General features: G+C 59.4%; 12 protein-coding genes and 1 pseudogene. 10 read left to right on the forward strand and 3 right to left on the reverse strand.

Going from position 1 to position 12203, the window contains the following annotated elements; translation table 11 throughout:
* Positions 1-34 precede the first annotated feature (34 nt).
* Positions 35-358 carry a 50S ribosomal protein P1 gene (gene rpl12p / locus IGNI_RS02340; protein WP_011998486.1) on the forward strand — a complete coding sequence of 108 codons (324 nt, stop codon included), beginning with the start codon at positions 35-37 and terminating at the stop codon, positions 356-358.
* Positions 359-390: 32 nt separating this feature from the next.
* Positions 391-1140, forward strand: coding sequence for a 4-phosphopantoate--beta-alanine ligase (locus tag IGNI_RS02345; RefSeq protein WP_011998487.1), 750 nt, complete (start codon positions 391-393; stop codon positions 1138-1140).
* On the opposite strand, the gene psmA is transcribed toward IGNI_RS02345, so the two are convergent.
* Genes psmA through IGNI_RS02360 form a run of 3 tightly spaced genes read right to left on the reverse strand, consistent with a single transcriptional unit; the run spans position 1126 to position 3719 of the window.
* The gene (gene psmA / locus IGNI_RS02350) at positions 1126-1845 is read right to left on the reverse strand and encodes an archaeal proteasome endopeptidase complex subunit alpha (RefSeq protein ID WP_011998488.1); all 720 of its coding nucleotides are present in this window, start codon (positions 1843-1845) and stop codon (positions 1126-1128) included. The two genes, IGNI_RS02345 and psmA, sit on opposite strands and share 15 nt — an antisense overlap.
* Before the next feature lie 45 nt (positions 1846-1890).
* Positions 1891-3510 carry a sodium/solute symporter gene (locus IGNI_RS02355; RefSeq protein WP_011998489.1) on the reverse strand — a complete coding sequence of 540 codons (1620 nt, stop codon included), beginning with the start codon at positions 3508-3510 and terminating at the stop codon, positions 1891-1893.
* A complete protein-coding gene (locus IGNI_RS02360) occupies positions 3510-3719 on the reverse strand; it encodes a DUF485 domain-containing protein (RefSeq protein ID WP_011998490.1) in 210 nt (69 codons plus the stop codon). Before IGNI_RS02360 ends, IGNI_RS02355 begins: the two co-directional genes overlap by 1 nt.
* Before the next feature lie 79 nt (positions 3720-3798).
* Here IGNI_RS02360 and IGNI_RS02365 point away from each other — a divergent pair, with 79 nt between their 5' ends.
* The 8 genes and pseudogenes from IGNI_RS02365 (at position 3799) to IGNI_RS02400 (ending at position 12200) form a co-directional block, all read left to right on the forward strand.
* Complete coding sequence (locus IGNI_RS02365) at positions 3799-4221, forward strand: universal stress protein (RefSeq protein WP_011998491.1); 423 nt, start codon at positions 3799-3801, stop codon at positions 4219-4221.
* Between the two features lie 16 nt (positions 4222-4237).
* Positions 4238-5086, forward strand: a pseudogene (locus IGNI_RS02370) (UbiA-like polyprenyltransferase); the annotation flags it as partial.
* A 68-nt stretch (positions 5087-5154) separates the two neighbouring features.
* A complete protein-coding gene (locus IGNI_RS02375; RefSeq protein ID WP_011998493.1) occupies positions 5155-5880 on the forward strand; it encodes an anaerobic ribonucleoside-triphosphate reductase activating protein in 726 nt (241 codons plus the stop codon).
* Positions 5881-6011: 131 nt separating this feature from the next.
* Positions 6012-6716, forward strand: coding sequence for a peroxiredoxin (locus IGNI_RS02380; RefSeq protein WP_011998494.1), 705 nt, complete (start codon positions 6012-6014; stop codon positions 6714-6716).
* 175 nt (positions 6717-6891) lie between these two features.
* Positions 6892-7722: a type III-B CRISPR module RAMP protein Cmr4 gene (gene cmr4, locus IGNI_RS02385; protein ID WP_011998495.1), complete on the forward strand. Its 831-nt coding sequence runs from the start codon at positions 6892-6894 to the stop codon at positions 7720-7722.
* A 10-nt stretch (positions 7723-7732) separates the two neighbouring features.
* Positions 7733-8341, forward strand: coding sequence for a type III-B CRISPR module-associated protein Cmr5 (locus IGNI_RS02390; protein ID WP_011998496.1), 609 nt, complete (start codon positions 7733-7735; stop codon positions 8339-8341).
* Positions 8322-9242 (forward strand): RAMP superfamily CRISPR-associated protein, encoded by a 921-nt coding sequence (locus IGNI_RS02395; protein WP_011998497.1) that lies wholly within the window; start codon positions 8322-8324, stop codon positions 9240-9242. Before IGNI_RS02390 ends, IGNI_RS02395 begins: the two co-directional genes overlap by 20 nt.
* A gap of 6 nt (positions 9243-9248) precedes the next feature.
* Positions 9249-12200: a type III-B CRISPR-associated protein Cas10/Cmr2 gene (locus IGNI_RS02400; protein ID WP_011998498.1), complete on the forward strand. Its 2952-nt coding sequence runs from the start codon at positions 9249-9251 to the stop codon at positions 12198-12200.
* Positions 12201-12203 lie beyond the last annotated feature (3 nt).

Raw genomic sequence — 12203 nt, forward strand, 5'->3', positions numbered from 1 at the left:
TAAACTGGAAGCCCCTTGCGCTCCCGGTGAGCGTATGGAGTACATCTACGCGGCGCTCTTGCTGCACGCAGCTGGTAAGGAGATAACCGAGGACGCCGTGAAGAAGGTGCTGGAGGCGGCGGGCGTCGAAGTGGACGAGACGAGGGTAAAGGCGTTGGTCGCCGCGCTCAGCGAGGTGAACATAGAGGAGGCGATCAAGAGCGCTGCCTTCCCCGTAGCCGCCGCCCCCGCGGCCGCGCCCGCCGCCGCCGGCGGAGAGGCCAAGGAGGAGAAGAAGGAAGAGGAAGAAGAGGAGGAGAAGAAGGAGGCCGTCAGCGAGGAGGAGCTCTCCGCCGGCCTGGGAGCCCTCTTCGGCTAAAACCCCGCTTTTTGTGTACGCTGGGTGTCGCCTTGAGCTTCGTGCCCCCCGACCACCCCAGGTTCCTTTCCCTAATGTATAGGGAGAGGCTGGTCGAGAAGTTCAAGGAAGGGGTAGTGGTCGCGCAAGGCTTGATAGCGCACGGGAGGGGAGAGGCCTTCGATTACATACTGGGCGAGCAGACCATCCCCCCGGCCTTGGAGGCCGAAAAGGCAGCAGCGGCGCTGCTCAAGCTGGCGCGCAAGCCGGTCATAAGCGTCAACGGGAACGCGGCCGCCTTGGTCCCCGGGGAGTTGGTGGAGCTCAGCAAGGCCCTAAACGCCCCCCTCGAGGTCAACTTGTTCTATAGGTCCGAGGAGAGGGCCAAGAGGATAGCTGAGCTCCTCAAGGCCCACGGGGCGGAGGAGGTCTTGTGGAGGCCCGACCAAGAGCTGCCGGGGCTTAGCTCCGAGAGGAGGAGGGTGAGCTCCAAGGGCATAGCCTCTGCTGACGTGGTGTTGGTGAGCTTGGAGGACGGGGACCGCACGGAAGCGTTGAAGAGGAACGGGAAGAAGGTAATTGCAATAGACTTGAACCCTTTCTCGAGGACCTCCCTAACTGCCGACATAACTATAGTTGACAACGTGATTAGGGCAATACCGAACATAACGAAGTTCGTAAAGGCTATGAGCGAGAGGGAGGCGGAGGAGGCTTTGGAGAGGTTCGACAACGCGAGGAACTTGAGGGAGGTGGTCAAATGGATAAAGAAGTGGCTGGATGCTAAGACTTCAGAGCTCCTCTAGGTGTTTTGCTACCTCCTCCACGGTGAGCTTCCTCGCGGTCTTGGTGTCCACCGGGACCACTGCAACTTCGTAAAGCTCCGGGTCCTTCTCGCTCTCCGACACTTGTAGGAACGCCTTGAGCACCAGTTTTACCAACTCGTCCAAGCTCAGATCGTACTTATAGTTAGCTTCCAAGAATTCCATGAGGATGTGGTGGTTCTGGCCTATGGCCACCGCCTTGTAGCTCATGTACTGTCCCGAGGGCTCCGTCATAAACACTTGGGGCTCGTCGTCCACGCCGGCTATTATCAAGGAAACCCCGAAGGGCCTCACTCCCCCGTGCTGGGTGTACACTTGCTTCAGGTCGCTGACTGCCTTGGTGACGTACTCCACCGGGGCGGGCTCGTCGTAGAGGAAGCGGTAGTTGAGGGCCGCCCTCCTGGCCACGTCCACCAACACCCTCCCGTCGGCGGCCAAGCCGGCGAAGCTGGTAACTATGTGATCGTCGATGAAGTGTATCTTCTCAAGCTTGTCGAAGTCCACCAGAGTCTGCACCTTCTTCTTGGAGGCAGCTACGACGACGCCCTCCTTACACTTAGCGCCTATGGTGCTCCAGCCCCTCTTGACGGCCTCGAAGGCGTACTCCACTTGGTAGAGCTTGCCCTCGGGCGAGAACACGGTTATCGCTCTGTCGTAACCTAACTGGGAGGCCAGGCCGAACGCCAACGCTCGTTACCCAAAAACGGGACGCGGGGGAACGAGTATAAATTATCACGAGTGCAGCTTCTTCAAGAACTCCTCGCTGCCCGTGTCGGAAGTTAACTTGCTCACTACGATGCCGGCTATGAAGGACGCCGGCACGCTGTACAGCGCGGGTTGTACGAGCACCGGTATAGGGCCTAAGGCCTTGGTGCCCGAAAGCCTCAGCAGCACGAAGAGGACCGACGTCAAGAGGCCAACCAGCATCGACGCCACCGCGCCGCTCCTAGTGAACTTGTCCCACCACAAGTTCATTATGAGCGTGGTCGCGAACGAGCTGGCAGCTATTCCGAAGGCCAACACCACTAGGTAGGAGACGTCGAAGCCCTTCAGGAGGAGGCCGCCCACTATCGCTACCGCCCCCACTCCCAAGGCCACCAACCTCGCGACGAACAGCTGCTCCTCCTCGCTGGCCTTCCCCTTCCTCACTATGTTAGCGTACAAGTCGTAGGCGACGCTGTTCGTGGCGGCAACCATTAGCCCGCCCACGGTGGAGAGTATCGCAGCGAAGGCGCCGGCCGCCGCCAGTCCCATCAAGAGCTCCCCGCCCAGTAGCTTTCCGCTCATGACCACAGGCATGTTCTTCGCCCACGGCACGTAACCGGTAACCAGCCAGTTAGTGATTACGTAGAAGAGCGCCGTGCCGGCGGCGAAGCCCACGAATATAGAGAACAAGTAGAAGAGGCCTATGTTGAATATCGCCCCTACCGTACCCTTCCGGGCGTCGGAGGGCTTGGGGACGGTGTAGAAGTAGACCAGCACGTGCGGCAGGCCCACGGTGCCCATTATTATTCCCAAGGCGAGGCTGAACTGGTTCCACACGTCCCTCGCGAACGCGCCCGGCTGGGGGAGCCTCGGCAGTTCGGGGTTCTTTTGCAAGACTTCCTCCGCGGCCTTCAAGCTCTCTTGGAGGGCGGTCCTAAAGGTGATCTGGTTTACGTCTATCTCTTTGGGCTCGAAGTACTTCTTAGCTAAGGCCGGCGGGGGGACCTTCCAAGAGCTCTCCAGCAAGTTCGAAGGGCCACCGAAGGCGACCATGTAGGCCGCGAATATTAGCAACATGGAGAACCACAACACCAGCGCTTGGAACACTTGGCTGTACAAGGTGGACCTTATACCTCCCAACATCACCACGAGGACTACTATAGCACCCACCACGACTACTGCTACGTGGTAGGGCCAGTCTAGCAACAAGCTCATGAGGGAGCCGGCGCCTATCATTTGGGGAATCATGTAGAATACCGAGATGATCACCGTGGCTATCATCGCTAGCGCCCTGAGCTCCGGGGCGCCGGAGAACCTCTCGGTCAAGATGTCAGCGACTGTGAACTTTCCTACCTTCCTAATGTATTCCGCTGCCACGAGTAAGACCAAGACCCACCCGGCGAAGTATCCTATGGGGTCCCAGACCCTATCCAGCCCGAAGTTGCTTATCCCCCCGGCGACGCCCAAGAAGGAGGCCGCGCTCAAGTAGTTAGAGGTCAAGGCCCACGCTATGAGTATCCAAGGCACGGAGCGTCCGGCGGCGTAGAAGTCTTGGACGCTCCTAACCCTCCGGTAGCTCCACCACGCGATGCCCATGGTAACTATGGCAACGATTATAACCATTATGAGAGCTACTACGGAGAACATCACTCCTCGCCCCCGGCCTTGAGCGCGTAATACGCTACCACGCCCCAAGTTATCGGGAACATTAGGAGCGCGTAGGCCAAGCCCACCGAGAGGCCTCCGAAGAGCGGGGCGCCGGCGAGTCCCTTGAAGGCTCCGAAGAGCAATGCCATGCCGAAGTACACTACTAAGTACGGCGCCAACAACTTCAGTATCAAGGCCCTCCTACTCATCCCTCACTCTCCTCGCAAGCTGTACTTTCTCTCCTACACTTAAATTCTCTAGTGTTGTAAGGATTGCGGGTAAGCGGGCTTGGTAGACTTCTTGTTGGCCTACGACGGCTCGTCCCCGGCGAAGAAGGCTCTGGAGGAGGCGGCGTGGCTGGCTAAAGAGCTAAAGGGCAAGGTCTACGTCCTCTACGTCGTAGACACCAACGCCCTCACCGAGGTCTTCCCCGATTACACCGGCGAGGTCGCTGAAATAGCATTGAACAAGGCTAAGGAAGTGGTAAACGAGGCGGTGGAGGCGCTGAGGAAGGAGGGGGTAGAGGCGGAGGGGCTTGTGGAGGCCGGGAGCGTCGCGGAGAAGATCGTAGAGGTGGCAAAGTCTAAAAACGTGAAATATATAATAATGGGGGCCCACGGGTACAGCGGAATAAAGAAGCTCTTAATAGGTAGCGTTTCTGACAAGGTGATAAGGCTCAGCGACAGGCCCGTCTTGGTGGTCAAAGGTTAAGGAGAAGCTTAAGGCCTTCGCGGAGCTCATCAGAATAGAACATACTCTCTTCAGCCTCCCCTTCGCCTACTCCGGAGCGGTACTCGTGAGGCCGCCGACCTTAAAGGAGGCGGTGCTCGTATTCACGGCCCTCTTCGGGATAAGGAGCTTCGCCCTGGCGGTTAACAATATAGTGGACATGGAGATAGACGCGAAGAACCCGAGGACCGCGAAGAGACCCTTGCCCAGCGGGAGGGTGAGCGTTAGGGAGGCGTGGGCCCTCGCCCTCGTCTCCTTATTTATATACTTCGTTTCCGCGTACTTGTTGAACGTGTACGCCCTCCTCCTCAGCCCGATATTCCCCATAATGGCCTACGTTTACCCTTACATAAAGAGAAAGTACCCGATAGCTCACTTCTGGCTCGGGAGCGTCCTGGGGGGCGCGGTGGTCGGGGGAGCGATAGCCGTTTCTGGCGACGCGCCCAGCTTGCTCCACGCCCTCCTCTCCGTCCCTTGGGCTTACGTAGCGGCGGTCGCTTGTTGGGTTGCCTCCTTCGACGTCTTGTACGCGGTCTTGGACGTGGAGTTCGACAGGAAAGAGGGGCTCCACAGCCTCCCGGCGGACTTCGGAGTGGAGAGGGCCTTGCGCGTGTCGAAGGCTTGCGCCCTCGCCTTCGCTTGGCTGGCTATATGGTCGGTGAAGCTCTACTCACTGAACGCGGCCTCCGCAGCCCTCACCGCCGCGGGCTTGGCATTGCTCTTCGAGCTCTTCGGGGAGGCGAGGAAGGACGTCGTAGGGGCGGCTAGGAGGAGCCTCGACGTCAACATATTGGTGGGACTAGCGGTGGGAGGAGCGCCGTTGCTCAAGCTCCTCCCCCTCCCGTGAAACTGTTATAACACGCCCACTGAGATATTGGGGGTTCGCGTCCTAATCTTCCCTCCGGGTACGAAGGTATGGAGTTGCTCGTAGGGGGGTGGAAGCCCTTCTCGCTGGTGGACGTCCAAGGAGCAATTACGTTCACAGTGTGGGCTTGCGGCTGTAACTTGAAGTGCCCGTTCTGCCACAACTGGAGGCAAGCGGAGTGGATGGACTGTGCCCCGTTCCTCGAGGAGAGGTTCTTGAACGACCTAATGGAGAGCAGAGAGTTCGTCGACTACGTCCACTTGACCGGCGGCGAGCCCACCTTACAGCCCGAGCTGGTGAAGAAGATATCTAGCTTGAGTAAGTCTAATGGCGTCCCATTCTCTCTCAACACCAACTGCACCACCAAGCAAGCCTTGGAACTGATACGCTTGGCCGACCACGTGGCGTTCGACGTGAAGGTACCCTTCCCCGCCCTCTCCGGCCTCGACGGGAAGGCCGGGGCCGTCTGGGAGACCTTCGAGAGGTGTACTGACGAGCTGGCCAAGAGCGGCAAGCCGGTCGAAATAAGGGTTCCGGTAGCCAAGGGCTTGACGAGTAAACACGTTGACGTCGTAAAAAGAATAGTTTACAAGTTTGACCCAGAGAAGGCGAGGGTGGTGGTCAACCCCTTGGTCGGTCCCCCGCTGACCGAGCCCCGCGACGAGGGGTGGTGCAAGGAGCACTGCTACCCCGGGAGGATGGACGAGGAGGAGGAGCGCTTCTGGGCCTCCCAGTTCCCCGAGTACAAGGTAAAGGTGAAGCGCTGGATAGAGTGAGTTAGGAATTCCGAACTGAACTGTCGTCGAACGCCTCTCCGGGCCTTTTGAGGTCGGGGGCCTTAGGGCGTCGTAAGCCGAACATCCTGACTTTTTATGCAACCGTTCCCAGAACCTCACGGAAGAGAGCCATGCCGGGACAGATCCCCCTGATAGGCGAGAAGCTTCCGGAGATGGTGGTTCACACCGACCACGGCCCCAAGAAGCTCCCCGACGACTACAAGGGTAAGTGGCTGGTGATCTTCAGCCACCCCGCCGACTTCACGCCGGTATGTACCACCGAGTTCGTAGCGTTCGCGAAGAGGTACGAGGACTTCAAGAAGCTCAACACCGAGCTGCTGGGCCTCAGCGTGGACAACAGCTTCAGCCACATCAAGTGGAAGGAGTGGATAAAGGAGAAGCTCAACGTCGAGATACCGTTCCCGATAATCGCCGACCCGCTGGGCCAAGTGGCCACCAAGCTAGGGATGCTCCACCCCGAGGGCGGCGTAGTGACTGTAAGGGCGGTGTTCATAGTTGACCCCGAAGGGAAGGTTAGGGCGATACTCTACTACCCGCTGAACGTCGGCAGGAACATAGACGAGATACTGAGGCTGCTGAAGGCGCTACAAGTGACCGACAAGCTCGGAAGGGCCACCCCGGCCAACTGGCCGTGCAACGAGATAGTCAAGGACCACGTGATAGTTCCGCCCGCATCCACCGAGCAGGAGGCGAAGGAGAGGTTGCAGAAGTACGAGTGCTTCGACTGGTGGTTCTGCCACGAGAAGGCCCCCGCGGAGGACGTGGAGGAGGCCAAGAAGTTCCTCGAGAGGCCCGCCAAGGAGCTCTGCAAGTAACTCCCGTTTTTTCTCACGTTTATCGTTTCCCTCCTATCCCGTTCGTTCAAGCGCGCTCCTCGATGAAGCCCCTTATCCCCTCACCGAAGGTCCCCTTCGGTGAGGAGTGCACCGGTTGCTGAGGGGTCGGAAGGCAATTATAGCTCACTAAAACGAGAACTGGTGGGAACTCATTGTGGCGGAGGAGCTTGTCCCAGCCCTCATGAGCGCCTTGACCCACGTCCACGTAGGCGCCGGGAGGAGCCCGGGGACGGTGGACCAACCAATAATTAAGGACCCTATGGGAATACCCTTCATCCCCGGCTCCTCTGTCAAGGGCGCGCTCAAGAGCGAGGCCTTGCTCTCGAGGGGCTGCGCGGAGTGCCCCAAGCCGGGGGAGGACGACGAGGAGTGCGAGAGGCTCTGCTGTCTCTTAGGCCCGGACGACGGGGAGAAGGGGGCCTCTAGGATAGTGGTCGCCGACTTCTACCCCCTCCTCGTCCCGCTCCCCTCCTTGGACAAGGGCTTCATTTACATAACTTCGGAATTGTTGTTGGGGCGCGCGGAGAGCGTGGGCTTAACCGAGGAGGCGTTGAAGGTAAGGGAACTCGGTGAGGAGAGGGTATTCGTGGGGACCGAGCCGTACGTCTTGAAGAAGGTGAAATTTGAGGGCGAGGCGGTCCTCTCCCTCCACCCGTTCTTAAAGAAGAGGGGCGGGGAGGCCTACTTGGTGGACGAGGAGAACTTGCCGCTGATGCTGGAAAAGTCCCTCATCAGGCTCACCAGAGTGAGCCTAGATAGGAAGACTAAGACCGCCGCGAGCGGGAGGCTCTGGACGGAGGAGTACTTGCCCCACGGGACCGTCTTGTCGGGGGCCTTCGCCTATAGGGGCTGGGAGAACGAGTACTGCCGCTCCGGAGGAGTTGGTAACTGGAAACGTCTCTTGGGCTTGGAAGGTCCCAAGTCGTTAGTCTTGGGCGGGAAGGAGACCGTCGGCAAGGGGCTGGTAAGGATAACGTTGGCTTGAGGTGATAGGGATGAGCCGGGCTGAGCGCCTCTCACCCGTGCACTTGGCGTTGGACCACATCATAAAGATAAACGAACTGTGGAGGGCCATCGTAGCTTCAGAGGAGATGAAGGAGAAGAACCTAGAGGGGTTCGTCCGGAGAGCTAGGCAGTACCCCTCCCTATTGGCCGCCTCAGGGCTGGTGCCCTCCGTAACGTTCTTCCTCTCCAAAATCATAGACAAGGACAACCCGGACGAGGCCCTGAGGCTCCTCGTGGAATACTTGACGGCTGAGGACGAGGACAAGGCGAAGGAGATAATGAATAAAATGAGGAGCGAGGCGGAAGCGCTCAACGCTTTGAAGGAGGACGCGGGAAAGAAGGAGTCAGAGGGCTACTTGTGGTTCACCGGGGCCTTGCTGGCAGCGCTCTTCGCGTTCTCCGAAGCCGTGGGAATAAAGGTGCAACTGTCGGACGAGGAACGATTCGTACACGAGGTGGCGACCTTCCTGAGGGGCCTTCAAGAAGGCCGGAAGGAGGCCCTCGTCTTAGAGAGGCTTTTGTTAGAATACTCTTCGGAGTTGAAGAACTTGGCTGCGGCTTACGCGGGAGCCGTCTGGGGTGCTAAGGGTGAGGGCTGACCTAAAGGCAATTAAAAAATACGTGGACGAGGTACTGAAAGGAGTCACGCAGGAGAACATGAAGGTCTTGAAGAGGGCCGTGCTGGACGAGCTCCTCAAAATAGATAAGGAGTATTACGAGGAGGCCTTGAATCTCGCGAAGGAGCTGGCTGAGGCAGTGGAAAGGGGCTTCGAGAAGGCGAACTACTCAGTGGGCCGCTTGGACTTGGCACTTAAGACCGAGGGGCTCGTGGGCATAGGCTTCGGGGCCCTCAAGGCCGTGTTCGAGGTCGGGCTCAACGTGGACCCGATATTGGGCTTGCCCTACTACCCCGGCTCCGGCATCAAGGGGGCGGTCAGGGCGTTCTTGGAGGGCTGCGCCCCTTCAGAGGCGGTGGAGCCCTTGTTAGGCAAGAGCGTCGCAGAGGGAGGGCAAGCCTCTAAGGTGATATTCGCGGACGCCTACCCGGTGGGGTGCGCGGGGAAGTGCTCCATATTCTACCCCCTGGTCACCACTCCCCACTACTTCGAAGGCGGAAAGGTCGTAGATAACGAGCTGAAGGCCAAGCCCGTCCCGGTGGTATACGCCGGGATATCTAGGAACACGGTCTTCAGGCTAATAATAGCGGTGAGGAGGGACGAAGGGGTTATAAAGGACGTTCAAAAGCTGAAGGACTCCTTGAAGGATGAGGGGGGCTGCAAGATCATCAAGGGAATATTGGAGAAGGTCCTCTCCTCCGGCGCGGAGGACCCTAACCTGCCCTTGAAGGCTCTAGTCCTAATTACAGCTTACGTTATGAGGAGGGGCATAGCGGCCAGGTCGCAGAAGGGCTTCAACGTCTTCGAGCCGTTGGACAAGGACCTCACTTCCGACGTGGTGTACTGGTTCGACGTGGTGGGGCTTAGGTCCTCGAGAGGGTAGGGACCCTTGTCTTGTGAGGAGCTCTTCGCTAGGAAGGCTGCGGCCCTCCTCCACGACCCTCCGGAGAAGGTCTGGGCCAGCTTCTACAAGCACGAGAGCCACGAGAAGCGCGCGAAGGACGCCGCCAAGGAGTTCTTCGGAGAGGGATTTGTGAAAACGTTGGATGAGGTGAAGGAGCACGACCGCTTAGCATCCACCGTTGACCGGTGGACCGCCGTGGGAACGGAGGTCCGTGGAAGGCTCAACGAGGTGAGCTTGGTTAACCCCTTCGACCCGGAGTTCAGTTATAAGGTCAAAATGCCGAAGATTAAGGACGACGCGATAGCTAGGTACCGTATAACGCTGAAGAGTATCTTGGAGAAGGTAGAAGATTCCTCAAAGGGGGTGACGAGGAAGAAATACCACGCCCTCTACGCCTTCATGGAGCCCGCGTGGTACGTTGAGGTGGGCCAACCCCTCCCCGCGGACTCGAGGTTCCCCACCCACACCATCTTCGACCACGTCTACGCCACGGCTATGATGGTCAACATTTACGACCCGAAGAAGAACTTCGACGGCTTCTTCGTTGAGGTGGAGATCCCGGAGGCCCGGAGCTTCTTGAAGGGCGGCAGGGGGCCAGGAGACTGGTGGGCCAGGGGCTGGCTGCTGTCCAACATCACTTGGCGCTTGGTGGAGGAGCTGGTCTGGGAGGTGGGGCCGGACATATTGCTATTCCCCACGGCCCGCTACAACCCCTTCTATTACTCCTTGATCCAGGAGAAGATTCCAGAACTGAAGGAAGAGTACGAGAGGTACTTGAAGCCCTTGGGCTCCGTGAAGAACCCCGTAGTGCCCCCGGCGGTTTCCCTCTTCCTCCCCCGCTGCGCCATAGAGCTCATGAAGAGTTACCTCGAGGACAAGCACCCCAAAGATCTGAAGCTTGATTCTACAAAGATAATAAAGATGTACTTCGAAACCAGGTTAAGGGAGGCGTGGGAGGACTTCGTGAAGAAGCTCTTAGAGGGCCTCAACTCCGTGGGGGAGGCCGGGCTGGAGGGGCTCCGGACGTTCGGCGCGGAGGGGGAGCTGGGCGCCGTCTTGGAGAGGGTTGAGGACAAGCCCCCCTTCGAGGTGAGGGTAACCGTAATAGACTTGCGGAAGGCTTTAACGGAATTCAACAAGGTCTTAAAGGAGAGGTCCCTAATTCGCGGCGTAAAGGACGAGCTGAGGGAGCTGCTGGCCAAGAAGTACCGCGTCAGAGTAGGGCCGGGGGAGGACTTGGTGAAGGTAATTAAAGGAAAGGTCAGTGACAAAGTGTTGCCGTATACAAGAAACGAGAACGACTTGGAGAGGGACTTGGAGAGGAAGCTCTTCTTCCACTGGCTCGTGACCAGCAAGCACGAGGCCGTCAAGGGGGCAGAGGACGTCGGCGTGGACCCGAGGCTGGTGGACGGGTGGAGCTTGGAGGAGGGGAAGAGGACTTACGAGAGCTGTGTCCGCAACAGGCCGCTGTGCGCTTGCGGCAGGCCGGCCGCCGTGCACAACCCCACCGACAAGGACACCAAGTTCGTTAGGGCCCACGAGGCCCTCTGCCCCTACTGTTTGGCCTTGAGGTTGGCCCAGCACGTCCCCTTGGCCGAGGGGTTGAGGGCGCCCAGGGCGCTCACCTCCACCTTGGCGGCCGCGCCGGAGCTCGCGTGCTGGTTAATAGAGAAGGGGAAGGCCTCGGCCAAGGGCGCCCGCGGGAGGGAGCTCGTGTGGACCTTAGCGAGGGCGCTGCTCGAGCCACCTCCGGGGGCGACCCGGCTCAACTTGGAGGCGCTGCCGGAGGAGCTGGAGGAGAAGGGGGAGCTGGTAGCGGGGCTCGAGGGCTTTGTGATCAGAATAACGAAGGAGGACCTCCGGGCCATAAATTCGATGAACAAGTACTTAGCTGTTATTAAATCCACCGTGGACCGCTTGGACGACCTCAAGAAGGGGAGGCTCCCCTACGGGACGGAGGAATACTTCAGAGAGGCGGTGAAGAAGGGCACCGGCTCCGAGGGCGGGAAGGACTTGGAGCTGGCGATCGATATAATAAAAATTGTGGTGGACTTCGCCCGAGGGCTGGCGCCGCAGAGGGCGGGCGGAGGGGAAGCTGGGCAGACGGTGCTGGTGACCCCGACCTACCTCTCCCAGCTCTCCTACTCCTTAATGACCCAAGCCTTGGTCGACGCGAAGTTAATAGAGCTGAACTTCGGCTTGCCCGCGCTCGCCTCCGGGGGAGAGCTGGTCGCCTTGGTCCCCGCCCGGACTAGGTGTGGGCCTAAGGGGCTGCCGGAGGAGCTGGGGAAGCTGCTAAAGGACGAGACCCTCTTGAAGAGGGTCAAGGAGGATTACTACTCCCCCGCGCTCTGGGCCTGGTGGCTCACCCGCTTGAACCACTGGGGCCTCTTGGGCGAGCCCAAGGGCTTCCGGCGGAGCGAGCTCTTCTTCGCCCCGGCGCTCCTAGCCTACGGGAGGAGGTACGGAATAGCCATTAGGCACTTCAAGGACCCCTTAGCGAAGGTCTACGAAGAGGCCGAGGGGCTGGAGGCCCCCCTGAGGTCGACGGGGGACTGGACGGGCGTCAGCTACGGCCGGCTGGGCGCCGAGGGCGTGGCCTCGCCCAACTCTCTGGGAGCCTCGAGGAAGGAGGAGGTAGCGGAGCGGGGCCTCGGACCCACTACAGCGAGCTTGGCGTTCCTAAACTACAAAGGGTTGAGCAACAACTACTACTACGACCTAATCTCCTTCGTAGGCAAGTACGCTTCCGCGGGAGGGAGCTCGGAGGCCTTAGAGGCCTTAATAGAGTACGTGCTCAAGAGGAACGTAGTTAGCGGAGGGGAGGGGGCGGCGAAAGAAGCCCTCGGGCGCCTCAAGAGGGCCTTGGGCGCCGGGGCCGAGGGCCTCGAACACCTCCTCGAGTTCGGCTTCCACTGGCACAAGGCCGCGAGGTGAGTG

This window comes from Ignicoccus hospitalis KIN4/I, assembly GCF_000017945.1.
GTDB classification, from domain to species: domain Archaea; phylum Thermoproteota; class Thermoprotei_A; order Sulfolobales; family Ignicoccaceae; genus Ignicoccus; species Ignicoccus hospitalis.